The following is a 25,951-nucleotide window of genomic DNA, read 5'->3' on the forward strand; positions in this document are numbered from 1 at the left end:
GATCTACTCCGCCGCCGGCACATAGAGCGCGCCGCCCTGATCAAGAAACTCCTGCGATTTCGCCGCCATTCCGGCGATCGCATCGGCTTCCTTGCGCAAGTCTTGCGTGATTTTCATCGAGCAGAATTTCGGCCCGCACATGGAGCAGAAATGCGCCACCTTGTGCGCATCCTTCGGCAAGGTCTCGTCGTGGAAAGCGCGCGCGGTGTCAGGGTCGAGCGACAGATTGAACTGGTCGTCCCAGCGGAAATCGAACCGCGCGCGCGACAGCGCGTCATCGCGAATCTGCGCGGCGGGATGACCCTTGGCGAGATCGGCCGCATGGGCTGCAATGCGATAGGTGATCACGCCCGTCTTCACATCGTCGCGATTGGGGAGACCGAGATGCTCCTTCGGCGTGACGTAGCAAAGCATCGCCGTGCCGAACCAGCCGATCATCGCAGCGCCAATTCCTGACGTGATGTGATCGTAACCCGGCGCGATGTCGGTCGTGAGCGGTCCCAGCGTGTAGAAAGGCGCCTCGCCGCATTCGCGAAGCTGCTTCTCCATATTCACCTTGATCTTGTGCATGGGAACATGGCCGGGGCCCTCGATCATCACCTGACAGCCCTTATCCCAGGCGATCTTCGTCAACTCTCCCAGCGTTTCCAGCTCGGCGAATTGCGCAGCGTCGTTGGCGTCGGCGATCGAGCCGGGACGCAATCCATCGCCGAGCGAGAACGAGACGTCGTAACGGCGCATGATGTCGCAGATCTCGTCGAAGCGCTCATAGAGGAAGCTCTCGCGATGACCGGCGAGGCACCAGCGCGCCATGATCGAGCCGCCGCGCGAGACAATGCCGGTGACGCGCCTCGCGGTGAGCGGCACATGACCAAGCCGCACGCCGGCATGGATGGTGAAGTAGTCGACGCCCTGCTCGGCCTGCTCGATCAGCGTGTCCTTGAAGACTTCCCAATCGAGCTTCAGCGGATCGCCATCGACTTTTTCAAGCGCCTGATAGATCGGGACTGTCCCGATCGGAACCGGCGAATTGCGCATGATCCAGGAGCGGATGTTGTGGATGTTCCGTCCCGTGGAGAGATCCATGACCGTGTCGGCGCCCCAGCGGATCGCCCAGACCAGCTTCTCCACCTCTTCGGCGGCGCCCGACGTCACCGCCGAATTGCCGATATTGGCGTTGACCTTGACAAGGAAATTGCGGCCGATCGCCATCGGCTCCAGCTCGGGGTGATTGATATTGGCGGGAATGATGGCGCGGCCGCGCGCCACCTCCTCGCGCACGAATTCCGGCGTCACGAAATCGGGAATGGAAGCGCCGAAGCTCTCGCCATCGCGCCTGATATCTGCGAGCGCCGCGGCGCGCCCGAGATTCTCGCGATGGGCGACATAGATCATCTCTTCGGTGATAATCCCGGCGCGCGCAAATTCGAACTGCGTGACGAGCTGGCTCGTCCTGCCGGCGCGCACGTCGCGCCGCGCCGGGCAAAGCGGCGTCAGCTTCGCGTCGCTCACATGGCCATTGTCTTCAGGGCGGACGGCGCGACCGGGAATGGCTTCAAATCCGCGCGCCGCGAGCCAACTCTCGCGCACGGACGGCAGGCCATTTTCGAGATCGATGCGCATATCCGTTTCGGTGTAAGGGCCTGACGGATCATAAACGCGAACCGGCGGCTCCAGCGGATCGGACAGCGCGATCTCGCGAAACGGCACGCGCATATCGGGATGCGATGCGGGCGCGGCATAGATTTTCCGCGAGCCGGCGATCGGGCCCGTGGTCACGGTCTGCGGCGCGGGCTGCAGATTCTTCTGATTGACGTGCTTGTTCATGGATCTCCTCCAAACGCTTTCGCAGGAGATCCGGGTGCGAAGATGTTGAAGGCTGAGCGAATTTCGCGCCGTCTTCCCGTCCCTTCGCCGGCATGACCCGGATCAGGTTCAAAGGGTCCGGCTTTCGCCATCTCAGCCCCTTGCGGGACACCCCTCGGACATTGCGAACATGGGTTGATTGGACTTGTAAGTCAATCGGGGCGCCGCCCAGAGCATGGCGCGAAAAAGTGGGAACCGGTTTTTCGCGAAAGCCATGCTCTAAACTTTTGGAGTCGATCACGTTCCCGCACTTTGATTGATTCAATCAAAGTGCGGCGTGATCTATCGCGCAGCGCCGTGCGGCCACCCCAAGGTCAGCTTGTCGATTTCGGCCAGTTCGTCGGCGCTAAACTCGCGGTTCGCCAGCGCGCCGACGCAATCGTCAATGTGCTCGACGCGGCTCGCGCCAATCAGCGCCGACGTGACGCGCCCGCCGCGCAAGGTCCAGGCGATCGCCATCTGCGCCAGCGTCTGGCCGCGCCGCTTCGCCAGCGCTGCGAGCGCTCTCAGACGCGCGAGATTCTCGTCATGAAGAAAAGCGGCGCGCAGCGACGTCACGCCGGCGGCGGCGCGGCTATCGGCCGGCACGCCGTCGAGATAGCGCGAGGTGAGCACGCCCTGGCCGAGCGGCGAAAACACGATCGAGCCGATCTTCTCATCATCGAGCGTATCGAGCAGGCGATCCTCCTCGACCCAGCGATCGATCATGGAATAGCGCGGCTGATGGATGAGACATGGCGTGCCGAGCTCGCGCAGGATTTTCGCTGCGGCGCGCGTCTCAGCGGACTTGTAAGAGGAAATGCCGACATAAAGCGCCTTGCCTTGCCGCACGGCGCTGTCGAGCGCGCCCATCGTCTCCTCAAGCGGCGTATTCGCGTCGAATCGGTGGGAGTAGAAGATGTCGACATAGTCAAGCCCCATGCGCTTGAGCGCCTGATCAAGGCTCGCCAGCAGATATTTGCGGCCGCCGCCATCGCCGTAAGGCCCCGGCCACATGCGATAGCCCGCCTTGGTCGAGATGATCAGCTCGTCGCGATGGGCGCGAAAATCGCTGCGCAGAATCTGCCCAAACGTTTCCTCGGCCGATCCGGGAGGCGGGCCGTAATTGTTCGCGAGATCGAAATGGGTGATCCCGAGATCAAAGGCGCGCCGGCACATGGCGGCCGAATTCTCGAGCGCACGGTCGGCGCCGAAATTCTGCCAGAGGCCGAGCGAGATGGCGGGCAGCAGCAATCCGCTGCCGCCGCACCTGTTGTAGATCATGGAGTCGTAGCGATTGCTCGCGGGTCGCCAGGCCACCTCGCCTCTCCCTTATGCAGCCACGCGCCATTTCGGCATGGCGTCGCCATGGGCGGCGATCAGCTCATCGACGAGCTCGCGGGTCTGCTTCAGCGTGAGCACGCTGGCGGCGTGCCGGTCAAGGGCGGCGGCGCGATGCACCCGCTCGCGATCGCCATCGAGCGCGGCGCGCACGGTGAGGTCCTGCACGAAGACATGCGGCGCGCAATGCGCCGCAAGCTCCGGCGGCAGCGCTCCGGCATGACAAGGCCGCAGGCCGTTGCGATCAACGATCACGGGAACCTCGACGCAACAGCCTTCCGGCAGATTGTCGATCAGCTTCGTGTTCTCGACATTGCCATAGATGACCTCCGGTTCGCCCGTGACCATGGCGCGGATGATCAACGAGCCATATTCGGCGCTGCGCTCCAGCGGAAAGGATTCTCCGGCCAGAAGCTTGCGCCGCGTCTCGGCGTAACGGCCGAGATTGCGCACGCTGCGCCTGATATATTCATCGACCGGCACGTCATATTCGGCGATCTGGTCGTCGCGCCTGAGGAAATAGGGCGTGTATTCCGCATTGTGCTCGCTCGACTCGCTGACGAACCAGCCGAGCGTGCGCATCAATTCGAAACGCACCTTGTCCTTGGCGTAGATTTCGGGGTTCTCCATCGCCTTCCAAAGCGCGGGATAGGCGTCCTTGCCGTCGATCTGCAGCTTCAGGAACCAGGTCATGTGGTTGATGCCGGCGCAATCGTAGGTCAGCCGCGACAGATCGACGTCGAGATATTCGGCGAGATCGCGCGCGGTGTATTGCACATTGTGGCAGAGGCCGACCACGCGCTGCTTCGGAAACGCCTTGTAAACGGCCCATGTCAGGATGCTCATGGGGTTGGTGTAATTGAGCAGCACCGCATCGGGGCAAAGCTCCTGCATGTCGGCGACGAGCGCCGTCATGAAGGGAATGGTGCGCAGGCCCCGGAAGATGCCGCCGATGCCGACGGTATCCGCGATCGTCTGCTTCAACCCGTATTTCCGGGGGATGTCGAAGTCGATCATGGTCGCTTCGTGCATGCCGATCTGGACCATGTTGATGACGAAGTCGCAGCCTTCGAGCGCGCGCCGGCGATCAAGATGCTCCTCGATGACCGCATCGGCGCCGAACTGCTTGGCGGTCCAGCGCGCCATCATGCCGCCGGTTTCAAGTCGTTCGGGATCGATATCATGCAACGTGATGACGACGCGCCCGAGTTCGGTGAAATTCAGAATGTCAGTCAGCAGATTCTTGACGAAGACTGCGCTTCCCGCGCCGATCATGGCGATCTTGACCATCGATTTCCCTTTCATCGATCAGATTGCGGCCGCATCGCTGCGAGATGCGATCACTTGAGTCCCGTGCTGGCGATACCCTGCACGAAATAACGCTGGAAGAAGGTGAAGATGACCAGCATCGGCGCGAGCGACAGAAGTGCGATCGCCATGATCATCGTCCATTCCGTATTGTACTGGCCGCGCAGGATATTGAGGCCCAGCTGCACCGTGTACATATCCTGATTCATCAGCACCACGAGCGGCAGCGCGAAATCGTTCCAGCGCCACATGAAGGTGAAGATCACCAGCACGGCGATGATCGGCTTCGACAGCGGCACGACCACCTTGAAGAAGATCGAGAGTTCGCTCGCGCCATCGATGCGCGCCGCCTCCAGGAGATCGTCGGGGATGCTGACCATGAATTGCCGCACCATGAAGATGCCGAACGCCTCCGCCGCGCGCGGCAGGATCACGCCCCAGTAGTTGCTGAGCAGGCCAAGCTCGGAGATCACGAGGAACAACGGCACGATGATCACCTGAATCGGGATCATCAGCGCCGACAGCACGCCGAGAAACAGCACGTTGCGGCCGGCGAAGCGGAATTTCGCGAAGGCGTAGCCGCAGAGAAGATTGAGCGTCACCGTGATCACGACCGCGATGACCGCGATGACCAAGGAATTCACCGTCCAGTTGACGAAGGGCATCTTGTTGATCGCCTCGCCGAAATTCGACCAGACGAAACTCGAGGGAATCATGCCGGCGGAGCCCGAGAACACCTCGTCCTTCGGGCGCACCGCGGTCGCGAACATCCAGTAGACCGGGAAGAACATGATCGCCGCCCCGGCCGCCAGCAACAGCCAGATGGCCGCATCCTCCGCGCGCCTGCGCCATGGGCGTTCGCTTCTGACTTGCGCCATGGCCTTCTCCTACGCCACGTCCTCGACCCGCCGGTTCACGCTCCATTGCAGAAGCGTGAAACCGAGGATCAGGAGGAAGAGAACGACGCCCATCGCGCTCGCATAGCCCATCTCGGAACTCACGAAGGCGGCCTGATAGATATACTGAACGACCATGGTCGTGGAGAAGCCAGGGCCGCCGCCGGTCATGACATAGATGAGGTCGAAGACCTGGAAGGAGTAGATGACGCTGAGAATCAGCAGCAGGAACGTCGCGGGCCGAAGCAGCGGCCAGGTGATGTGGCGGAACTGCTGGAAGCGCGTGGCGCCATCGACTTCGGCGGCGTCGTAATAGGTCGGCGAGATCGACTGCAGCGCCGCGAGATAGACCACCATGCAGAAACCGACGCGCACCCAGAGCGTTGCGATGACAAGCGAGAACAAGGCCCAGCGCGGCGACGACAGCCACGCCACCGGCTCAAGGCCGACGCGACGGAGCAGCATGTTCACCACGCCGTAATTGTCGTTGAACAGCCAGGCCGCGATCACCGCCGTCGCGACGCTCGAAATCACCACGGGGAGAAAATAAAGGCTGCGCAGAAAAGTGCGCGCGATCAAATCGCGATTGAGCGCCAAAGCCAGCACAAGCCCGATGGCGAGGCTCGTCGGCACCGTGGCGAAGGAATAGACGAGCGTGTTGCGCAGCGATTGCCAGAATTGCGGGTCGGAAAAGAGCCGTTCGTAATTCTCCAGGCCGACATAGCGCGGCGTGTCGATCAGACTCCATTCGCGCAGGCTGACATAGAAAGCGTAGAGCAGCGGAAAAAAGACGAAGACGGAGAACAGCGCCATGTTCGGCGCAATGAACATGTAGGGCGTCAGTTTTGTTCGCGCGGCGACCCACCAGCGGCGTTGCGCCGCTGGCGTCTCAGGCCGGCTTTGCGCCGGCCTTCCCAGAGTCTCGACAACAGCCAAGGCTACACCCGTCAGGTCGTCAGCATGGCGCGGGCATGCTTTTCGATATTGGCGGCCGTCGCGTCCGCCGCCTGACCCGATGTGAAGGCGAGTTCAAGTTCGTCCGCGAGCTTGGCGTTGAAGCGGCCCCAGGTCGGCAGCACCACGGTGCTGACGAGATGTTCAGGCACTGTCTTGCTCTGCTCGAGGAACACCTTCATTTCGCTCGGCCTGAGATCATAGCTTACGCCCTTCTCGACCATTGATTTGCGCACGGGCAGAAGCTGCGCCTTGACGACGAAAGCGCGCATATTCTCCTCATTGACCATGAATTTGAGGAAGTCGGCCGCCGCTTCCGCATTCTTCGTGTCGCGCGAGATCGCGAGCGCATTGCCGCCGAGGTCCGACGCCATCGCGACGTCGCGCGGCATGTAGGTCACGCCCCATTTGAACTTGGCTTGATCCTGAATGAAGGGAATCTGCCAGTCGCCATTGAGCAGCAGACCGATCTTGCCCGTCGCGAACAGATTCTGCGTCGGCTCCGTGCTCTTCAGCGACGTGTTCGGCGGCACGAGCCCTTCGGTGAACCAGCTTTGAGTCCAGGCGATCGATTCAATGCCCGCCTTGTTGTTGATGGCCGGCGCCTTGAGCGAAGCGTCGAGCAACGTTCCGCCATGCTGATAGAGATACATGAGCCAGCGATAGGCGTTGGCGTTCTGCCAGGCCATGGCGAAGGGATAGTTGAAGCCGCTCTTCTCCTTCATAAGCTTGGCCACGCGGATGAACTCGGCCCATGACCAGCTCTTGTCGATGCTCTTCGGCGGCTCGACGCCAAGCTTTTCGAGCACGTCGGCGTTGTAGAACAACGCAAACGTGTCGGTGTGGTGCGGCAGAGCGTGGATGCGGCCCTGATAGCTCACCGCCTGCCAGACTGACGGCATGAAAGCGTCGCCAAAACCGGCGTCGAGATATTTGGACACGTCGATCGCAGCGGCGCTCTGGGCGTAGCGGCCGATCTGCTGATATTGCGCGCGGAAAAGATCCGGCCCCTGCTTGCCCGCGAGCCGCGTGTCGAGCTGCTGATAATACTGTCCTGACGGAACGATATCGAGCCGGATCGAGACGTTGGGCTTCACGTCCTTGTATTTGGCGATGAGCTGGTTGAACGCATCGACCTCGGCCGGAGCGCCCCAGCTCGTCATGTTGAGCGAAATCGCCGCCTGCGCGTGCGCCGCGCCGAAATACATTCCCGCGCTGACGCCAGCGCCTGTCTTCAAAAGATTGCGTCTGTTGATCGTCGACATGATTGCTTCCTCCCGTGGAATGTTTTGTCGATCGGATTTTCGCTTCTTGTTATTCGCCTCCTTGTTCGACGCGCTTTGTCGCGCCGCCGCAGGATTCGCGCACGAGCAGCCGCGCCGGCAGCACGCGCTCGCGCGGCTGGTCGGAGACGCCATTCAGGCGATCGATCACCGCCTCGACGGCGAGCCGGCCGAGCTCCTCGCGGGGGTGATCGATGGTCGTCAGTTCAGGCGAGACAAACTGGCCAAGCGCGATGCCGTCGAAGCCCACAATCGCCATATCTTCAGGCGCGCTCAGCCCCTTCTCGCGCAATGCATGCAGCGCGCCCGCCGCCATCTGGTCGTTGTAGACGAAGACCGCGGTCGGCCGCGGCTTGCGCGCGAGCAGTTCATTCATCGCGGCGAAGCCGCCGCCAAGGCCCGTATCGCCGGCGGCGAACAGACTCTCGTCCATGGCGATGCCGGCCTCGCGCAGCGCCCTGAGATAGCCGTCGGTGCGGTCCCGGCGCTTCTGGAGATGCTGCGCGTCGTTGCCGATATGGCCAATGCGGCGATGACCGAGCTCGATCAGATGGCGCGTGGCGATATAGCCGCCCATCTCGAGATCGACGCGCACGGCCTGAATGCTTTTGTCGGGGCTGTGGTGCTGCAGCACGATCACGGGCGAACCCGCGCCCGCAAGGCGCTTCAGATCCGGCAGCATGTCCGCCGGAGGCGCGGCGACGATGACGCCGTCCGCGACGCCGCCCGACAACATGGCGAAGGCGCGCTGCTGAAGCTCCTCCGTCTTCGCCGACATGATGCTCAGCGAATATCCGCGCTCATGGGCGGCCGCATGCGCGGCGCTGACGACCTCGGCGTTGTAGAAGCTGTCGAGGCTGTGCAGCAGGAACGCGATCACATTCGTCCGCTGGCGGCGCAGCGAACGCGCGGCGTGATTGGGCTGATAGCCAAGCCGCGCCGCAGCAGCGGCCACGCGCGCGCCGGTGTCGGCCGAAATTCCGATCTCGCCGGCGCGATTGTTCAACACCAGCGACACCGTCGCGCGCGATACGCCGGCGAGCCGCGCGACCTCGGCGCTCGTCGCGCGACCGGAGCCGTTCCTGAGCTTTTCGCTGCGCGTCACGCTTCCATCCCATCGCCGACGTTGCGAAGAGCCTTGCTCTCTTCGTCGATCTAACACGATTTAGCCGGGACAAGCTAGCGACGCCTCGACAGGCTGTCAACGCCGCCGGACAAGCCGGGAAGGATCGGCAAGGGAGGCGCCGGCGCCGCTACGTTTGGGAGGCCGCGGGCGGCGCGCTTGACCGCGCGCGGCAATTCTCTCACAGCTCGCCGCGATGGTTCCGTCCTTCGGGAAGGATGAAAAGGGAAGCCGGTCCGGCCGCAAGGCTTAGTCCGGCGCTGCCCCCGCAACTGTAGGCGGAGAGCTGAGGTCATCGGCCACTGGCGTTCTGCCGGGAAGGCGACCGAAGGCTGCGACCCGCGAGCCAGGAGACCTGCCATCAACCGTGGTCACATGCGGACGCGTTGGGCGGGGCACCCTGACGAAGGCTTCGGTCGAAGCTTGCCCGCCGTGACGCGACAAAAGGGTCGCGCCATGTTATGTTCATACCTGCGAGCGGACATCGTTTCCGCGCCGCGCATCTCCCGGCGACAACTGGATTGCGGAGCTCGCCATGTCGGGCTCTGAGCGGGATTCCGAAAATCACGGGCGCGTCGCGCTGTCGATCTGCGTGACGTGCCGTCCCGCAGGCTGGACCGGTGGGGATGAAGAGCGGCCAGGCGCAAGGCTCGCCAATGCGATCGAGGACGCAGCCGAGCAAGGCGCGACGAAGCCGATCACGGTCCGTCGCATCCGCTGCATGAGCCAGTGCAAGCGGCCCTGCGTCGTCGCCTTTTCCGGCGATGACCGCTTCACCTATGTCTTCGGCGATCTCGATCCCGCCATCGACGCCGCAACTGTTCTCTCCTGCTTCGATCTCTATCGCGAAAAGCCGGACGGCTACATGGACCGATGGGAGCGGCCTGAAACAATGCGCGATGGTTTGGTTGGCCGCATTCCGCCGCTTGGCTCGACTCATCGCTTTGTCGCGCATGAGCGCGAGATCGAACCAGGCATCGAAACAGACACGACGATCAGCAAGGCGGAATGCAGCGAAGCCTGACGAAGCCTCTGTCCGGCGGCGAAAATCGATGCTGAACGACCGCTTGCCGAATTCATTCAAATTTTAATGAGATCGGCCACCGCTGCGCGCTTACTATTTGAAAACCTAAGGCCGCGATTAACCGTTTGGAAACGTGATTCTGTACGCGCATCAACGCCGTCTTAAATTTCAGCAGCTATTGCCACACGCGACGATTGCGGTTTCGCGACACCAATCGGCAAGCTTACGAGGTCCGACCCTCCAGGGTCGGGCGCCGTTCCGCTTCCGCCCGTTTCGCGCGACGTCTTCGCCAATCCGCGCGCCGGAGCCCGCTTCGAGCCGCAGCGGCAAAGATAACGATGAACGCAGGATGAGGCTCATGAAGGCGAAGATCCGCGACATTCTCGCGAAGCATGGCCGGCTGCCGGTCTCCATCGACACGCTTGGCGATCAGGACGACCTGCATGCGGCAGGTCTCACATCCTTCGGCTCCGTCGAGATCATGATGGCGCTGGAAGAAGCGTTCAACGTCGAATTTCCCGACCGCATGATGAACCGCCGCAACTTCGCGTCGGTCGCTGCGATCGAAAGCGCGCTGCAAAGCCTCATGCATCCGCAGGCGGCGTGATGAACGTCGTCGCGCGCATCTCCCCTACAGGCGTTGAGCCTGGGTCAATATCGGACGATCGCAAGGCCGCGGATCAGGCGCTGGTCGACAAGGCCCGCATCATCAGCCGCACCATCGGCGCCGCGCACGCCGCGGACGTCGATGAAAAAGCCCGCTTTCCGCAGGAAGCTTTCGACGCGCTGAAAGAAAAGCGCCTGCTCGGCGCCATGATCCCCGCCGCCTATGGCGGCGACGGCGCGAGCCTCGCGGCGATCGCCGACATCTGCAGCGCGCTGGCGCAGGGCTGCGCCTCGACCGGCATGATCTATGCGATGCATCAGATCAAGACGTCGAGCCTCATCACTCACAGCGCGGACTCGACCTGGCATCTCGATTTCATGCGTCGCATCGCTGCGGAACAGCTTCTCATCGCCTCGGCCACCACGGAAGGTGGCGGCGTTGGCGGCGATCTGCGCACCAGCGTCTGCGGCGTCGATCAGCAGGGCGACATCTTCGACCTGACGAAGGAAGGCGCGTTGATTTCCTATGGCGCGCAGGCCGACGCGATCTTGATCACCGCGCGCCGTCATCCCGATGCGCCGCCGTCCGATCAGGTGATGGCCGCGCTGACGAAGGATCAGTACCGGCTCGAGCGCACCGGCGCCTGGAACACCATGGGCATGCGCGGCACCTGCTCGGACAGCTTCACCTTCATCGGCCAGGCGCCCGCCGAACAGATCATGACGCGCCCGTTCGCCGAGATCGCCTCGCAATCGATGCTGGCGCATGCGCATCTGCTCTGGGCTTCAGTCTGGTACGGCATTGCGTCCGACGCCGTCGCGCGCGCCGAGGCTTTCGTGCGCGCCGAAGCGCGCAAGAGGCCGGGAACGGCGCCTCCCGGCGCGCTGCGTCTCGCGGAACTGCTGGCGCTGCTGCAGAACATGAAGTCGCTGATCCTCGCCGGCATTGCGCGCTATGAAGGCGCGAAGACAGACGCCGACGAGTTGTCCTCGATCGGCTTCGTCGTTGCCATGAACAGCGTGAAGATCGCAGCGTCTCAGGCGGTCGGCGAGATCGTCACGAAGGCGTTCGTGATCTGCGGCATCCAGGGCTATCGCAATGACAGCCCGCACAGCCTCGCGCGCCATATGCGCGACGCGATGTCAGCGCCGGTGATGATCAACAATGATCGCATCCTCGGCAACACATCCAATCTTCTCGGCGTGTACAAGCACGATCCGAGCCTGCTGAGGTGAACCATGTGTCAGGCCTGCGTTGAAAATTCGCTGCTCGACAATCTCATTCGTCATCGATTGCTGATCGAGACCGGCGTTGACGGACTCTATGGCCGCAGCGGCCTGTTCGAAGATGTGGTCGCGCGCTTCGACGACCTCATCACAAGCTGGGGCCGCGAAGACGGACCGGAGGTGATACGCTTTCCACCGGCGATGAACCGCAGACATTTCGAGCGCAGCGGCTATCTCAAAAGCTTTCCCCAGCTCGCAGGCACCGTGCACGCCTTCATGGGCGACGATCACGGACATGGCGAGCTTCTGACGAGGCTCGAAAGCGGCGAGGACTGGACCGGGCAGCAGCGCTCAACCGAGGTTGTGCTGACGCCTGCCGCCTGCTATGCGCTCTATCCCGTCGTCGCCAAGCGCGGCCCCGTCGGGCCGGAAGGCGCGCTCTTCGATCTTCAATCCTACTGTTTCCGGCATGAGCCTTCGAAAGACCCGGCGCGCATGCAGCTCTTCCGCATGCGCGAATATGTCCGCTTCGGCACGCCGGCGCAGGTGGTCGATTTCCGCGCGCAATGGCTTGATCGCGGCCAGCGCCTGATGAAATCGCTCGGCGTGCCGCTGCATGTGGACGTCGCCAATGATCCCTTCTTCGGCCGCGCCGGCCGCATGCTGAAGAACAACCAGCGCGACCAGAAGCTGAAATTCGAATTGCTGATCCCGATCGAGAGCGAGGAGAAACCGACCGCCTGCCTCTCCTTCAATTATCATCAGGATCATTTCGGGACGACCTGGGACATCCGCACCGAGGATGGCGAGATCGCGCACACGGCCTGCGTCGGCTTCGGCATGGAGCGCGTGGCGCTGGCGCTGTTCCGGCATCACGGCTTCGATGTCGAGCAGTGGCCTGAAGCCGTGCACCGGACCCTGTGGGGCTGATCCCAACGACGCCGGGACGATCATGATCGCACACGCTCCTCTGCGCGAATTCGCCTCGCCGCGGCCGGCGCCCGGCCCCGTGCTCGCGGTCGATCCCAACGCCTATCGCGCGCATGCGATGCATTCGCCGGAACGGCAATGGCAGCAGACCAATTGCTACGCCGATCTCTGGATTGAAATTCTCGCGAGCCTCGGCTGTGAGCCGGCGGCCGCCTTCGGATTCACTGTGGCTCAGGACTTCGAAGGCGATCAGTTCACCTTCTTCAAACCGCCGCTCGACGAGCTTGAAGCGTTGTTCGGGCTGCGCATCAACGAGCTTGCGCTCTATGACGATCTGATCGCCCATATCGAGCGCCAGCTCGAACAGCGACGGCTCGTGCTGATCGAGCTCGACAGCTATTACATGCCGGACACGCGCGGCGTTTCCTATCGCGACAGTCATGGCAAGACGACGATCGCGATCAATCGCCTCGATCGCGCGCGTCGCGAAATTGATTATTTCCACAATGACGGCTTCCATCGCGCTGTTGGCGACGATTTCGACGGCCTCCTGCGCCTGTTGCCGGAGCAGACGCGCGAAGATGCGCTCTTTCCCTATGCCGAGACCGTGCGCCTGCCATCGGCTCGCGCGAATCCGAACGCCCCAGCTCCAATGGCGCTCGACATTCTCGCGCGTCATGTGAAGCGCGCACCGGCGGGCAATCCGATCGCGGCCTATCGCCAAATGGCGACGGAGCACGCCGACGCGCTGATCGAGCGGCCGTCGATCGCGTTTCATCACTACGCCTTCAACACGCTGCGCCAACTCGGCGCCAATTTCGAATTGCTGGCGAGCCATCTGCGCTGGCTCGAAACGGCCGCGCGAGAGAACTTCGACGAGAGCGCTGATTTCGCTCAGCGGATCGCGGAAGGCGCCAAGATCGCGCAATTCCAGTTGGCGCGCGGGCTGAGGCAGCGGCGCTTCGATCGCTTCGACGCGGCGCTGGCGCCGCTCTGCGATGCGCATGACGCGCTTCTGGGCGGGCTGCGCGCGCGTTTCGCCGCCTGATTACTGATGGCGCGCATCCTGGCCTCGACTGCGGAGACGCGCGCGCCGCTCGATCGCTGGGCGCTTTGCTCGACCGCGCCTGACGCCGCCGCGACGCCTCGCGACATATCAAGCTCCGCGCGCTGGATTCCTGCAATGGCGCCGGGAACAGTCGCCAGCGCGCGCGCTGCGGCGGGCGTTCGCAGCGAACTTGATCCCGACAACGAAGATCACTGGCACCACGCGCGCATCGAGGCGCCGTTCAGCGGAAAGCTTGTCTTCGAGGGCCTCGCCACGCTCTGCGAGATCTGGATCGGCGACGACAAGCGCTGCGAAAGCCGATCGATGTTTCTGCCTGTCGAACTCGACGTCGCGCTCGACAAGCCAACCGACATCTTCCTCTGTTTTCGCGCGCTGGCGCCGCGTCTCGCCGAAGCGCCGCGCCGATCGCGCTGGCGGCCCGTCATGATCCAGCCGAACGCGCTGCGCTGGTTCCGCACCACGGCGCTGGGATCAATGCCGGGATGGGCGCCGCCGGGACGTCCGGTCGGACCTTGGCGTCCGGTCACGCGGATCGCGTGCGCCGCTGGCGCGCTATCGATCAAGCGCGCCGATATCCGGACAAGTTATGACGGCGCCAATGGCCGCGTGTCCGCGCGGATCGAACTCGAACGCGGCGCGACGCCGCGTCGCGCGACGCTCATCTGCGGCGATGTGGGAGCGACGCTGGAAAGCGGCGCGAACGGCTCTTTGCAAGGTTCGCTCGCCATATCCAATGCAATGCCCTGGTTTCCTCACACTCACGGCGATCCGCATCTCTATCCGCTCGCCCTGAAGCTTGACGATGTGACGATCGATCTCGGCCGCACCGGATTTCGCGAGATCACAGTCGATCGCGATGTCGACGGCGAGGGTTTCGGCCTCATCGTCAATGGCGCGCCCATCTTCTGCCGCGGCGCGTCATGGAGCAGCGCCGACGTGACGTCGCTCGCTGGCGATCGCGCTTCGTATGAGCCCTGGCTGAAGCTCGCGCGCGACGCCGGCATGAACATGATCCGCGTGAGCGGCGTCACGACATACGAGAGCAACGCCTTCTTCGAATTGTGCGATGAACTCGGCCTCATGATCTGGCAGGACATGATGCTGGCGAATTTCGATTATCCGCAATCCGACAAAGCCTTCACGGCTTCGGTCGAGGCGGAAGCCGAAGCCCTTCTCGATCGCACGCAGACCTCCCCTTCCCTCGCGATCCTCTGCGGCGGCAGCGAAGTCTTCCAGCAAGCGGCGATGCTCGGCGCGCCGCGGGAAGCGTGGTCGGGACCGCTGTTCGACAACGTGCTGCCGTCCGTCGCCGCGCGCTTGCGACCCGATCTGATTTACGTCCCGAATTCGCCGAGCGGCGGCGCGTTGCCCTTCGTCGCGGAGTCAGGTGTGATACATTATTACGGCGTCGGCGCTTATCGCCGCGACTTCGACGATGCGCGTCGCGCCCGCGTGCGTTTCGCGTCGGAATGTCTCGCCTTCGCCAACCCGCCGGAAGAAATCTCACTCGCGCGCGCTGGCGTCCCCGCGATCTCTCACCATCCCCTGTGGAAGGAACGCGTTCCGCGCGATGTCGGCGCGCCGTGGGATTTCGACGACGTGCGCGATCACTATCTCGAACGGGTCTACGGCGTTTCTGCTCTCGCTTTGCGGCGCGATGATCCCGAGCGCTATTTCGAGCTTTCGCGCGCCGTCATTCCCGTCGTGATGGAAACGGTTTTCGCCGAATGGCGCAGACCGGCTTCGCCCACGCGCGGCGGCCTCGTCTGGATGCTGCAGGACATGCGCGCCGGCGCAGGCTGGGGCGTGATCGCATCAGACGGCGAGCCGAAATCCGCCTGGCACGGGCTCAAGCGCGCCTTCCAGCCGGTCCAGATCGGCCTGACTGACGAAGGCGTGAACGGGCTCCATCTTCATGTCATCAATGAGCGGCCCCAATCCCTCGACGCCGCGATCGAACTCGTCTGCCTGCGCGACGGCGCCGTCCCGGTAAAAAAAGCCGCGCGACGCATTCAACTCCATGCGCGCGAAGGCACAACGCTTCGCGCCTTCGATCTCTTCGGCGAATTCTTCGATATTTCCTACGCCTACCGCTTCGGGCCGCCGGCGCATGACGCGACTGTCGCGACGCTGCGCGACGTGGCGTCGGGCGCGACGCTTGCCGAAGCGTTCCACTACCCGGCCGGACGCAGCAATGCGCGGCGCGAGACTGGCCTCAGCGCGGAGCTGATCGCGGACGGCGACGAATTCGCCCTCATCATCCGCTGCGCGCGGCTGGCGCAATCCGTTCATATCGACGACGACAATTTCCGCCCGCGCGAGAACTGGTTCGATCTCGCGCCCGGCGTCGAGAAATGCGTCGCCTTGCAACGACGCGGAGACGGCGCGCCGTCGGGCGTCGTGCGCGCGGTCAACGCTCTCGAGGAGGCGCGCTATGGGATATGACGCGCCTTTCCTGGCGAAACCGGCGGCGACCGCCGAACCGGTGATCTTCGACGGACAATTCGGCTGGCTGCATTGTCCGGCGCGCGAAGGCGCGCATGCGGAAGTCATCGTGATGTGCAGTGCGCTCGGCGTCGAGATGATGTGCGCTCATGCCGGCTGGCGGCGGCTGGCCGAGATGTTCGCAGAAGCGGGAATTCCGGCGCTGCGCTTCGACTATCCCGGAACCGGCGATTCAAGCGGCGATGATCAGGAGCCGGATCGCGTCAGCGCCTGGCTTGACGGCGTCGACGCGGCCATCAACTGGGCGCGGCGCGAGACCGGCGCGCCCCGCGCGACATTGATCGGGCTGCGGTTCGGCGCGCTGCTGGCGGCGCATGTTGCGGCGCGGCGCGATGATATTGCAGCAATCGCCGCGCTGGCGCCCGTGGTCAGCGGCCGCGCTCATATGCGCGAACTCGCGGCGCTGGCGCAATTGACGGCCTCCTCGCCCGAAGCGACGCGTCCGCGAAGCGATGCGGGCGATCTGATCGCCGGCGGCTTTCTGTTCAGCGCGGAGACACAAGCCGCGGCGAAAGCGCTCGACATGCGCAAGCTCGGCGCGGTCCGCACGCGCCAAGCTCTCCTGATCTCGCGCGACAGCGACGCGGAGAATGAACTCGCGCGCAAATGGCGCGCCGACGGCGCCCATGTCGAACTTGCATCATTTGTCGGTTACGACGCCTTCGTCAGCAGTCCAACGACGACAAGGACGCCCGATGAAGTGTGGCGGCGGATCGTCGAATGGCGCGCATCGGCGCCTGCGGATCGGACTGCAGGCAAACAACCCACCCAGGACGCATCGATACGCGCAAACGGATCTGCGGAAATCGTCGGCGACGGCTGGCGCGAAGAGCCGTTGCAGTTCGGCCGCGACGCGCGTCTCTTCGGAATACTGACACGGCCAGCCCCTGCCGCTCTCGCGGCTGACGAAACCCGACCCGCCATCATCATCCTCAATGCGGGTCGCAACCATCACATCGGCTGGGGGCGCGGCGCGGTCGAGATCGCGCGCCACCTTGCGCGCCGGGGCGAGACCGTCCTGCGGATGGATGCGGCCGGCGTCGGCGACAGCCCGGCCTGGCCGGACGGCCCGGCCGAAGTGCTCTATGCGCCTGAGCAACGGGATGACCTCTCAGCGGCGCTGGATGAGCTTTCGCAGCGCGGCTTCGCCCGTTTCTTCGTCGTCGGCGCCTGCGCCGGCGCCTATCTCGCCCTTCATGGCGCGCTCTCCGACGTCAGGATTTCCGGGTTCGCTCTCGTCAATCTCCTGCGCTTCCATTGGGGGCCGGACGATGATCTCGATATCGCCATAGGTCAGCAGGTCTATGGGCCGACCAGCTCCTATCTCGCCCGACTGACCGACGGCGGAACCTGGAAGCGGCTTCTCAGCGGCGACATCGCGGTCGCCGGCATCGCCGGCGCGATGGCGCAGCGCGGCGCCAGGGCCTTTGTCCGGGTCGGCGCGCGAATGCTGGAGCGTTTCGGGCTGTCGGACTCGGAGACCTCGGAAGCGGCGCGATGGATGCGCCAGCTCGATGCGCGCGATGTGAAGATGCTGTTGATCTACTCGACTGACGATCCCGGGCTTGCCGAGCTTGAATCCTATTTCGGCCCTGGCGGACGCCAACTTCTTGCGATCGGCCACGCCCGCATCGCACAGCTTCCGGGCGCTGATCATAACCTCTCCCAGCCTGCGGCGAGGCAAGAGGCCATTCGCCTCATCGAGGACGTTCTAAGCTAAACCGCCGGCGCGTTGCGGCGCCGAAGAGATTTTCCGGCCGCCGCCCACAACCGAACCCCGTCTAGACCGTTGGCGAGCCCCCTTCGCCGTGCCAGACTTGGCGCAAGATTTGCTGACGGCTGGGCGGGTCCGGTCCGTCCAAAGCGAACCGTGGCTTCAAGTGAGGGGTAGTCCATGAAAGAGCAAGATCTGCGCAACCTGATCGAAGACGTGCGCGATGGCCGCATGTCCCGGCGCAGCTTCGTCCGACGAATGATGGCGGTCGGACTGACCGCGCCGATGGCCGGCATGATGCTGCATCACTCCGGCGTCGCCTTCGCAGCCGACGTGCGCACTGAATACAAGCCGACCAAGGCCGGCGGCGGCGGCCCGCTCAAGCTGCTCTTCTGGCAGGCTCCCACCCTGATCAATCCGCACTTCGCCACCGGCACGAAAGACCAGGAAGGCTCGCGCATCTTTTACGAGCCGCTCGCAGCCTGGGACAATGACGGCAACCTCATGCCTATCCTCGCGGCGGAAATCCCCTCGAAGGAGAATGGCGGCCTCTCCGCCGACGGCACGCAGGTCACCTGGAAGCTGAAACAGGGCGTCAAATGGCATGACGGCAAGCCCTTCACCGCCGACGACGTTGTGTTCAACTTCGAATATGTCACCAATCCTGCGACGGCCGCCATCACCGGCGGCTCCTACAAGGACATGAAGGTCGAGAAGGTCAACGACTTCGCGATCAAGATCATCTTCGCCAAGCCGACGCCGTTCTGGGCCGACGCTTTCGTCGCCACGGTCGGCATGATCATTCCGAAGCATCTGTTCAAGGACTTCGTCGGCGACAAGTCGCGCGACGCGCCGACCAATCTTTCGCCCATCGGCACCGGCCCCTACAAATTCGTCGAATTCAAGCCGGGCGACCTGCTGCGCGGCGAGCGCAACCCTGATTATCACATGCCAAACAGGCCCTTCTTCGACACAATCGAGATGAAGGGCGGCGGCGACGCAGTCTCTGCGGCGCGCGCGGTGCTGCAGACCGGCGAATATGATTTCGGCTGGAACATGCAGGTCGAGGACGAGATCCTCAAGCGCCTGGAGACGGGCGGCAAGGGCCGGATCGATCTCGTCTATGGCGGCAATGTCGAGTTCATCCAGCTCAACGCCACCGACCCCAACACTGAAGTCGATGGCGAGAAGTCTTCTGTGAAGACGAAGCATCCCGCCTTCTCCGATCCGGCGGTGCGGAAGGCGTTGAATCTCCTGATCGATCGCAACTCGGTGCAGCAGTTCATCTATGGCCGCACCGGCAAACCAACCGCGAACATTCTCAACGGTCCTGATCAGTTCGTATCAAAGGCGAACAAGATCGAATTCGACGTCGCCAAAGCGGAGAAGCTGCTGGAAGACGCGGGCTGGAAGAAGGGCGCCGACGGCATCCGGGCGAAGGACGGCTACAAGCTGAAATTCGTCTACCAGACCTCGATCAACGCGCCGCGCCAGAAGACGCAGGCGATCATCAAGCAGGCGGCGCAGAAGGTCGGCATCGACATGGAGATCAAATCCGTGTCGGCGTCGGTGTTCTTCTCCTCTGATGTCGCCAATCCCGACACCTATCCGCACTTCTATGCGGACATGCAGATGTTCACCTTCAACATGACGCAGCCCGACCCGGCCGTGTTCATGCTGCAATATGTGTCGTGGGAAATCGCGACGAAGGAGAACAAGTGGCAGGGCCGGAACGTCATCCGCTGGAAGAACGATGAGTACGACAACCTCTACAAGTCGTCTCAGAACGAACTCGATCCGGTGAAGCGCGCGGCCGCCTTCATCAAGATGAACGACCTCGTCGTGGCGAATTATGTGCTGCCGCTGCTGCATCGCGCACAGTCGACGGCGATCAACAGCAAGCTCAAGGCGCCGCAGAGCGGCTGGGACAACAATCTCTGGCTGTTGTCCGACTGGTTCCGGGAGGCGTGATCCCGGACAGAGCCTAAGGACTCGCCATGGGCGCCTTTCTGATCAGGAGATTCCTGATAGCGATCCCGAGCCTGCTCGGGATCAGCCTCATCCTCTTCATCGTGCTGGCCATGGCGCCTGGCGATCCGTTCGGGGAGCTTGCGAGCAACCCGAACGTGCCGCCGGAAGTCCGGATGGCGTTGCGCGCGAAGTTCGGCCTCGATGACCCCATCCTCCTGCGTTATGTGCGATGGGTTATGGCGATGGCTCAGGGCGATTGGGGCTTCTCGTTCGCGAGCCGCGTCAATGTCGACGATCTGATCCTGCAGCGCGTGCCCACGACGCTTCTGGTGATCGGCTCGTCGCAGATTCTCGCGCTGACGATCGCCATTCCGGTCGGCATCCTCGCTGCGATCCGCCCCTATTCGATCTTCGACCAGATCGCGAACACGCTCGCCTTCGTCGGCTTCTCCCTGCCGACCTTCTTCACCGGCCTGCTGTTCATCCTGCTCTTCAGCATCAAGCTCGACTGGCTGCCTTTCGTCTATCAGGCGAATGTGCCGGGCACGGGACTGACCTGGGTGTGGGGCCACATCAAGCAGGCGATCATGCCGGTCTGCGTGCTCGGCTTCTTCCAGGCCGCGTCCTACACGCGCTATGTGCGTTCGGCCGTGCTTGATGTCGCCCGGCTCGACTATGTGACGACGGCGCGCGCCAAGGGCCTCAGCGAAAAGGTCGTGACCGTGCGCCACGTCGCGCGCAACGCGCTGATCCCGGTCGTCACGCTTGTCGCGCTGCAGATGCCTGCGGTGTTCGGCGGCGCCATCGTCACCGAGCAGATCTTCCGCGTGCCCGGCATCGGCTCGCTACTGATCAGCGCAATGCTCGCCAATGACACGCCCGTCATCATGGCGGTGACCTTCGTGTTCGCCTGCCTTGTCGTTCTCTTCAACCTGATCGCGGACCTCCTGTATGGCTGGCTCGACCCTCGCATCTCCTTCGGCTGAGGTGGCCGTGGCGGCGCCGACGCGCCCCGTCTCGGTCTCGCCGGCGCGGGAGACCTGGCGCCGCTTCCGTCGCCACCGGCTCGCGATGGCGAGCGTCATCGTGCTCGGGCTGCTGATCTTCGGCGTCGTCGTCGGACCGCTGCTCTGGCCGGTCCGGATCGACGACATCGACTTCGCAGCCCAGCTCCAGGGCCCGTCCTGGCAGCATCCGTTCGGCACCGACGATCTCGGACAGGATATTCTCGCCCGCATGATCTATGGCGGCCGCATCTCGCTGGCTGTCGGCCTTGCGGCGATGGTGGTCGCGACCGTGATCGGAATCATCGTCGGCGCGCTCGCGGGAATTTCGCGAGGGCTCAAGGATTCGGCGCTGATGTGGGTGACGGACCTGTTTCTGTCGCTGCCGCAGCTCCCGCTGCTTCTCCTGATCATCTATCTCTTTCGGGACAAGCTGAAGCAGGCGTTCGGCGTCGAGGGCGGCGTCTTCATCATGATCGTCGTGGTGATCGGCGGGCTGCGCTGGATGCCGGTCGCGCGCCTCGTGCGCGCTCAGTTCCTGTCGCTGCGCGAGAAAGAATTCGTCGAGGCGGCGCGCGCGCAGGGCGCGAGCAAATGGCGGCAGGTGGTGCATCACATCTTGCCGAACGCGCTCGGACCCGTGATCGTCGCCGGCACGATCGAGGTGTCCGCCGCGATCATTGCGGAATCCACTCTCTCCTTCCTCGGGCTTGGATTCCCGCCCGACATTCCGACATGGGGGCGAATCCTGTTCGACGCGAAAGACAATCTCGACGTGGCGGCGCATTGGGCGCTGTTCCCCGGCGCCGCGATCTTCCTCTCGGTGCTCTCGATCAATTTCATCGGCGACGGACTTCGGGACGCGCTCGATCCAAGGCGCGTGATCTGATGAAGGCAGACGTCAAATCCATGACGACCCCTATCCTCTCCGTTGAAAACCTGACCACTTCGTTCCGCGTGGACGGCAAGTGGCGTCCTGTCGTGCGCGACGTATCCTTCTCGATCGGCGCGCGCGAGACGCTCGCCGTCGTCGGCGAATCCGGTTCGGGCAAGAGCGTCACCGCGCTCTCGATCATGCGGCTGACATCGAGCGGCAACACCAAGACCGAAGGCAGGATCTCGCTCGAAGGGCGCGATCTTCTCAAGCTTCCGGAAGCGGAGATGCGCCGCATCCGCGGCGACGACATCGCCATGATCTTCCAGGAGCCGATGACGAGCCTCAATCCGGTGCTCACCGTCGGATTCCAGATCGCCGAAGCGCTTATCCTGCATCGCGGCCTGTCGCGCGCCGAAGCGGACGCCGAAACGATCAGGCTGTTCGACAAGGTTCGCATCCCCTCGGCGAAATCGCGCATCCACGAATATCCGCATCGCTTCTCCGGCGGCATGCGGCAGCGCGTGATGATCGCCATGGCGCTGGCCTGCAAGCCGAAGCTGCTGATCGCGGACGAGCCGACGACGGCGCTCGACGTGACGATCCAGGCGCAGATTCTCGAGCTCATCAAGATGTTGCAGGAGGAAGAGGGCATGTCCGTCCTCTTCATCACGCACGATATGGGCGTCGTCGCCGAAATCGCCGACCGTATGGTGGTGATGTATAACGGACAGGCGGTCGAGACCGGCGAGACGGAGAAAATCTTCGCGCGCGCCGAACATCCCTATACGCGCGCGCTCCTGTCCGCGGTGCCGAAGCTTGGCTCGATGAGCGGCCGTGCGAGGCCGATGCGGTTTCCCGTCGTCGATCGCGCGACGGGGCTTTCGGACACGCCTGCGGAAGCCCCTGACACCGTCGCCGCGGCCGAGCGGCCGGTGCTGGAGGTGCGCGATCTCGTCACCCGTTTCGACATCCGCGCCGGCGTTTTCGGCCGCGTCAGCGGCAGCGTGCATGCGGTCGAGAACGTCTCCTTCTCTTTGCAAGCCGGAGAAACGCTGGCGCTGGTCGGCGAATCCGGCTGCGGCAAGTCAACGACGGGCCGCTCCGTGATGCGCCTCATTGAGCCGCTCAGCGGCACTGTGCTGCTCGATGGCGAGGACGTGCTGAAGCTCGGGCAGAACGAGCTGCGCGAGCGGCGCAAGAAGATGCAGATGATCTTCCAGGACCCGTTCGCGAGTCTTGACCCGCGCATGACGGTCGGCGCGGCGATCGCCGAGCCGCTCATCATCAACAAACTCGCGACGCGCGGCGAAGCGCGCGAGAAGATCGCCGATCTCCTGAAGCGCGTCGGCCTGTCGCCCGACATGTCGGGCCGCTTCCCGCATGAATTCTCGGGCGGCCAGCGTCAGCGCATCTGCATTGCGCGCGCTCTCGCGGTGCAGCCGCGGCTGATCGTGGCGGATGAATCGGTGTCGGCGCTCGACGTGTCGATCAAGGCGCAGGTGGTGAATCTGATGCTCGATCTGCAGAGCTCCTTCAAGCTCGCCTATCTCTTCATCTCGCACGACATGGCGGTCGTCGAACGCGTCAGCCATCGCGTCGCGGTGATGTATCTCGGCGAGATCGTCGAGATCGGGCCGCGCGCGGCGATCTTCGGCAATCCACAGCATCCCTACACGAAGATGCTGCTGGCCGCGGTGCCGGTGTCCGATCCGACGCGGCGGAAGGACAAGCGGCCGGTGTCGACGCACGAGATCAGGAATCCGATCAGGCCGGTCGGCTATGTGCTTCCGCAGCGGACCTATCGCGAGGTCTCGCCGGGCCATGTGGTGCAGGTGTGGGGCGATGAGTGGGCGCGCGTCGAGGCGCAGAACCAAGCTGCGTGAATCGAAGCGGTAGCTGAGCTTGACACGCGGCGGCGCGCTGCCGCCGCGTCATCCTGAAAGCTTGACGACGCGGCGCTGAGGCGCGACGGATCGGGCTTACTTGTCCGGAAGAGCCGCGCATGCACGCCGTCCCGATCGCGACATCGGATCGCTTGCTTGCGCAGGCAGGGAATCGCTCATGATCTCGCGCATCATCCAGGTCGATCCATTCGATCTCATCGTCTTTGGCGCGACGGGCGATCTCTCCGCCCGCAAATTGCTGCCCGCTCTCTTCCAGCGAGATGTCGCAGGACAGATCCCGGAATCATCCCGCGTCATCGGCGCGTCGCGCAAGCCGATGAGCGACGCGGATTTTCGCGCTTTCGCCAAATCCGCCATCGAGGAGCATGTGCCCGACAAGGAGCGCACGCCCGAGAGTGTGGAGCATTTCATCCAGCGCCTGGCTTACGTCGCCGTTGATGCGATGTCGGATGGCGGCTGGAGCGATCTCAAGGCGCTCATCGAAAAAGCGCGTGGCCATATCCGCGTCTATTATCTCGCCACCGGCCCCGATCTGTTCGGGCCGATCTGTGACAGGCTGTCGTCGCTCGGCCTTGTCGATGACACCGCGCGCGTAATCGTCGAGAAGCCACTCGGCAAGGACCTCGAATCCGCGCGCGAGGTGAACGATTTGATCGGGAAGGCTTTCCCCGAGACGCGAATCTTCCGCATCGATCACTATCTCGGCAAGGAGACGGTGCAGAATCTCATGGCGTTGCGCTTCGCCAACGCGCTGTTCGAGCCGCTCTGGAATGCCGGCCATATCGATCATGTGCAGATCACGGTCGCCGAAACGCTCGGCGTCGGCGGACGCGTCGGCTATTACGACACGGCCGGAGCGCTGCGCGACATGGCGCAGAACCATCTGTTGCAATTGCTCTGCCTCGTCGCCATGGAGCCGCCGACCTCGATGGCGGCTGACGCGGTGCGCGATGAAAAGCTCAAGGTGCTGCAATCGCTGGCGCCGATCCGCGGCGAGCAGGCGGCGCAGCTCACCGTGCGCGGACAATATCGCGCCGGCGCGGCCGAAGGCGGCGCGGTGAAGGGATATCTCGACGAACTCGGCGACGCTTCAAGCCGCACCGAGACCTTCGTCGCGATCAAGGCGCAGATCGCCAACTGGCGATGGGCCGGAGTGCCCTTCTATCTCCGTACGGGAAAGCGGCTGGCGACGCGCGTGTCTGAAATCGTCGTCGGTTTCCGGCCGATCCCGCACTCGATGTTCGACGGTTCGGCGGGGCCGCTTTCGCCCAACCAGCTTGTCATCCGGCTGCAGCCGAATGAAGGTGTGCGTCTCTGGCTGATGATCAAGGATCCCGGTCCCGGCGGCATGCGCCTGCGCCGCATTCCGCTCGACATGACGTTCGCGGAAGCGTTCCACACACGCAATCCCGACGCCTATGAACGGCTGCTGATGGATGTCGTGCGCGGCAACCAGACGCTCTTCATGCGTCGCGACGAAGTCGAGGCGGCGTGGAGCTGGATCGATCCGATCCAAGAAGCGTGGAAGGCGAATGAGGAGCCGCCGAAGCCCTACGCGTCGGGGACGTCTGGACCGTCAGCCGCCATCGCGCTGATCGAACGCGATGGGCGCACCTGGCACGAGGACGAGCCGGTTTGATTCACGCAGCTGCGGGTTCGATCGATCCGCCAAGGAACAGCGCGCCGATGCGCGGATCGTGCAGCACGTTCTGCGCGGTGTCGACGATGCGCGTTTGACCAAGCTCAAGCACAATGCCGTAGTCGGACATCTCCAGCGCCGAACGCGCGTTCTGCTCGATCATCAGGATCGAGACGCCTTTCCCGCGCAGTTCCTTCAGGATGCCAAAGGTTTCTTCCACCATCATCGGCGAGAGGCCGATCGAGGGCTCGTCGATCAGGATGAGTTTCGGATCGAGCAGCAGCCCGCGCACGATCTCAAGCTGCTTCTGTTCGCCGCCAGACAGCGTTCCCGCCTGACGATCGGCCTTGCGCCGGAGAACGGGAAAGCGATCGAGCGCCTTCTCGATGCGATCGGGCAGATCAGTGATCGACTTGCCCGCCGCCACGGCGCCAAGTTCGATATTGTTGCGAACCGACATCTCCGGGAAGATGTTGCGGCCCTGCGGCACATAACAAATGCCCGCTTCGAGCAGCTGACGCGGCTGCCAGTTGGTGACGTCGCGACCGTCGAAATTGATTGTCCCCTGCCGCGCCGCGAGCAATCCGAACACCGTCTTGAAGACGGTCGATTTGCCTGCACCGTTTGGGCCGATCACCGTTGTGATCGCGCCGCTGCGCACGCCGAATGTCGTGCGGTTGAGGATCGTCATCCGGCCATAGCCTGCGACGACGTCCTTGAGTTCGAGGATG

Annotated in this window: 20 protein-coding genes and 2 riboswitches; of the genes, 12 read left to right on the top strand and 8 right to left on the bottom strand. The window is 63.6% G+C overall.

What is annotated here, in order from left to right; all coding sequences use genetic code 11:
- Window positions 1-3 precede the first annotated feature (3 nt).
- From thiC to L8F45_RS16150, 7 genes are all read right to left on the bottom strand, one after another.
- Complete coding sequence (thiC, locus tag L8F45_RS16120) at window positions 4-1,827, bottom strand: phosphomethylpyrimidine synthase ThiC (protein WP_342358894.1); 1,824 nt, start codon at window positions 1,825-1,827, stop codon at window positions 4-6.
- A gap of 62 nt (window positions 1,828-1,889) precedes the next feature.
- Window positions 1,890-1,992, bottom strand: a riboswitch (TPP riboswitch).
- Between the two features lie 156 nt (window positions 1,993-2,148).
- The gene (mgrA, locus tag L8F45_RS16125) at window positions 2,149-3,165 is read right to left on the bottom strand and encodes an L-glyceraldehyde 3-phosphate reductase (protein WP_342358895.1); all 1,017 of its coding nucleotides are present in this window, start codon (window positions 3,163-3,165) and stop codon (window positions 2,149-2,151) included.
- 12 nt (window positions 3,166-3,177) lie between these two features.
- Complete coding sequence (gene melA, locus L8F45_RS16130; RefSeq protein ID WP_342358896.1) at window positions 3,178-4,476, bottom strand: alpha-glucosidase/alpha-galactosidase; 1,299 nt, start codon at window positions 4,474-4,476, stop codon at window positions 3,178-3,180.
- Window positions 4,477-4,526: 50 nt separating this feature from the next.
- On the bottom strand, window positions 4,527-5,372 hold the full coding sequence (locus tag L8F45_RS16135; protein WP_342358897.1) for a carbohydrate ABC transporter permease: 846 nt from the start codon (window positions 5,370-5,372) through the stop codon (window positions 4,527-4,529).
- A 9-nt stretch (window positions 5,373-5,381) separates the two neighbouring features.
- Entirely contained in the window at window positions 5,382-6,326 is a 945-nt protein-coding gene (locus L8F45_RS16140; RefSeq protein WP_342358898.1) for a carbohydrate ABC transporter permease, read from the bottom strand.
- Window positions 6,327-6,337: 11 nt separating this feature from the next.
- Entirely contained in the window at window positions 6,338-7,609 is a 1,272-nt protein-coding gene (locus L8F45_RS16145; protein WP_342358899.1) for an ABC transporter substrate-binding protein, read from the bottom strand.
- Window positions 7,610-7,658: 49 nt separating this feature from the next.
- Window positions 7,659-8,732 (bottom strand): LacI family DNA-binding transcriptional regulator, encoded by a 1,074-nt coding sequence (locus L8F45_RS16150; protein ID WP_342358900.1) that lies wholly within the window; start codon window positions 8,730-8,732, stop codon window positions 7,659-7,661.
- A gap of 199 nt (window positions 8,733-8,931) precedes the next feature.
- Window positions 8,932-9,127: riboswitch (cobalamin riboswitch) on the top strand.
- A 158-nt stretch (window positions 9,128-9,285) separates the two neighbouring features.
- On the opposite strand from L8F45_RS16150, the gene L8F45_RS16155 reads away from it, so the two are divergent.
- The 12 genes from L8F45_RS16155 (at window position 9,286) to zwf (ending at window position 25,220) form a co-directional block, all read left to right on the top strand.
- The gene (locus L8F45_RS16155) at window positions 9,286-9,774 is read left to right on the top strand and encodes a DUF1636 family protein (protein WP_342358901.1); all 489 of its coding nucleotides are present in this window, start codon (window positions 9,286-9,288) and stop codon (window positions 9,772-9,774) included.
- Between the two features lie 358 nt (window positions 9,775-10,132).
- Window positions 10,133-10,381: an acyl carrier protein gene (locus L8F45_RS16160; RefSeq protein ID WP_342358902.1), complete on the top strand. Its 249-nt coding sequence runs from the start codon at window positions 10,133-10,135 to the stop codon at window positions 10,379-10,381.
- Window positions 10,381-11,616, top strand: a complete 1,236-nt coding sequence (locus tag L8F45_RS16165; RefSeq protein ID WP_342358903.1) for an acyl-CoA dehydrogenase family protein — start codon at window positions 10,381-10,383, stop codon at window positions 11,614-11,616. The genes L8F45_RS16160 and L8F45_RS16165 overlap by 1 nt, the downstream gene beginning before the upstream one ends.
- A 3-nt stretch (window positions 11,617-11,619) precedes the next feature.
- Window positions 11,620-12,537 (top strand): amino acid--[acyl-carrier-protein] ligase, encoded by a 918-nt coding sequence (locus tag L8F45_RS16170; protein WP_342358904.1) that lies wholly within the window; start codon window positions 11,620-11,622, stop codon window positions 12,535-12,537.
- A gap of 118 nt (window positions 12,538-12,655) precedes the next feature.
- Window positions 12,656-13,585, top strand: a complete 930-nt coding sequence (locus L8F45_RS16175) for a DUF1839 family protein (protein ID WP_342363466.1) — start codon at window positions 12,656-12,658, stop codon at window positions 13,583-13,585.
- A 3-nt stretch (window positions 13,586-13,588) separates the two neighbouring features.
- Entirely contained in the window at window positions 13,589-16,051 is a 2,463-nt protein-coding gene (locus tag L8F45_RS16180; RefSeq protein WP_425330025.1) for a glycoside hydrolase family 2 protein, read from the top strand.
- A complete protein-coding gene (locus tag L8F45_RS16185) occupies window positions 16,041-17,831 on the top strand; it encodes an alpha/beta fold hydrolase (RefSeq protein WP_342358906.1) in 1,791 nt (596 codons plus the stop codon). The genes L8F45_RS16180 and L8F45_RS16185 overlap by 11 nt, the downstream gene beginning before the upstream one ends.
- Window positions 17,832-18,005: 174 nt before the next feature.
- On the top strand, window positions 18,006-19,796 hold the full coding sequence (locus tag L8F45_RS16190; RefSeq protein WP_342358907.1) for a peptide ABC transporter substrate-binding protein: 1,791 nt from the start codon (window positions 18,006-18,008) through the stop codon (window positions 19,794-19,796).
- 26 nt (window positions 19,797-19,822) lie between these two features.
- A complete protein-coding gene (locus L8F45_RS16195; RefSeq protein ID WP_342358908.1) occupies window positions 19,823-20,782 on the top strand; it encodes an ABC transporter permease in 960 nt (319 codons plus the stop codon).
- Window positions 20,748-21,689: an ABC transporter permease gene (locus tag L8F45_RS16200; protein ID WP_342358909.1), complete on the top strand. Its 942-nt coding sequence runs from the start codon at window positions 20,748-20,750 to the stop codon at window positions 21,687-21,689. Before L8F45_RS16195 ends, L8F45_RS16200 begins: the two co-directional genes overlap by 35 nt.
- A gap of 20 nt (window positions 21,690-21,709) precedes the next feature.
- Entirely contained in the window at window positions 21,710-23,560 is a 1,851-nt protein-coding gene (locus L8F45_RS16205) for an ABC transporter ATP-binding protein (RefSeq protein WP_342358910.1), read from the top strand.
- 178 nt (window positions 23,561-23,738) lie between these two features.
- Window positions 23,739-25,220, top strand: a complete 1,482-nt coding sequence (gene zwf / locus L8F45_RS16210; protein WP_342358911.1) for a glucose-6-phosphate dehydrogenase — start codon at window positions 23,739-23,741, stop codon at window positions 25,218-25,220.
- A 1-nt stretch (window position 25,221) separates the two neighbouring features.
- Here the strand turns inward: zwf and L8F45_RS16215 are convergent, their stop codons facing one another.
- On the bottom strand, window positions 25,222-25,911 hold the full coding sequence (locus L8F45_RS16215; RefSeq protein WP_342363467.1) for an ABC transporter ATP-binding protein: 690 nt from the start codon (window positions 25,909-25,911) through the stop codon (window positions 25,222-25,224).
- Window positions 25,912-25,951: the final 40 nt, after the last annotated feature.

It is taken from the genome of Terrirubrum flagellatum (genome assembly GCF_022059845.1).
In the GTDB taxonomy this organism is placed as follows: Bacteria; Pseudomonadota; Alphaproteobacteria; order Rhizobiales; family Beijerinckiaceae; genus Terrirubrum; species Terrirubrum flagellatum.

What these genes read in the sequence shown, in the direction of transcription:
- thiC (WP_342358894.1), bottom strand. Translation starts at nt 1,827, where the DNA reads ATGAACAAGCACGTCAATCAGAAGAATCTGCAGCCCGCGCCGCAGACC.
- melA (WP_342358896.1), bottom strand. Translation starts at nt 4,476, where the DNA reads ATGGTCAAGATCGCCATGATCGGCGCGGGAAGCGCAGTCTTCGTCAAG.
- L8F45_RS16135 (WP_342358897.1), bottom strand. Translation starts at nt 5,372, where the DNA reads ATGGCGCAAGTCAGAAGCGAACGCCCATGGCGCAGGCGCGCGGAGGAT.
- L8F45_RS16145 (WP_342358899.1), bottom strand. Translation starts at nt 7,609, where the DNA reads ATGTCGACGATCAACAGACGCAATCTTTTGAAGACAGGCGCTGGCGTC.
- L8F45_RS16155 (WP_342358901.1), top strand. Translation starts at nt 9,286, where the DNA reads ATGTCGGGCTCTGAGCGGGATTCCGAAAATCACGGGCGCGTCGCGCTG.
- L8F45_RS16160 (WP_342358902.1), top strand. Translation starts at nt 10,133, where the DNA reads ATGAAGGCGAAGATCCGCGACATTCTCGCGAAGCATGGCCGGCTGCCG.
- L8F45_RS16165 (WP_342358903.1), top strand. Translation starts at nt 10,381, where the DNA reads ATGAACGTCGTCGCGCGCATCTCCCCTACAGGCGTTGAGCCTGGGTCA.
- L8F45_RS16170 (WP_342358904.1), top strand. Translation starts at nt 11,620, where the DNA reads ATGTGTCAGGCCTGCGTTGAAAATTCGCTGCTCGACAATCTCATTCGT.
- L8F45_RS16175 (WP_342363466.1), top strand. Translation starts at nt 12,656, where the DNA reads ATGCATTCGCCGGAACGGCAATGGCAGCAGACCAATTGCTACGCCGAT.
- L8F45_RS16185 (WP_342358906.1), top strand. Translation starts at nt 16,041, where the DNA reads ATGGGATATGACGCGCCTTTCCTGGCGAAACCGGCGGCGACCGCCGAA.
- L8F45_RS16190 (WP_342358907.1), top strand. Translation starts at nt 18,006, where the DNA reads ATGAAAGAGCAAGATCTGCGCAACCTGATCGAAGACGTGCGCGATGGC.
- L8F45_RS16195 (WP_342358908.1), top strand. Translation starts at nt 19,823, where the DNA reads ATGGGCGCCTTTCTGATCAGGAGATTCCTGATAGCGATCCCGAGCCTG.
- L8F45_RS16200 (WP_342358909.1), top strand. Translation starts at nt 20,748, where the DNA reads ATGGCTGGCTCGACCCTCGCATCTCCTTCGGCTGAGGTGGCCGTGGCG.
- L8F45_RS16205 (WP_342358910.1), top strand. Translation starts at nt 21,710, where the DNA reads ATGACGACCCCTATCCTCTCCGTTGAAAACCTGACCACTTCGTTCCGC.
- zwf (WP_342358911.1), top strand. Translation starts at nt 23,739, where the DNA reads ATGATCTCGCGCATCATCCAGGTCGATCCATTCGATCTCATCGTCTTT.
- L8F45_RS16215 (WP_342363467.1), bottom strand. Translation starts at nt 25,911, where the DNA reads ATGACGATCCTCAACCGCACGACATTCGGCGTGCGCAGCGGCGCGATC.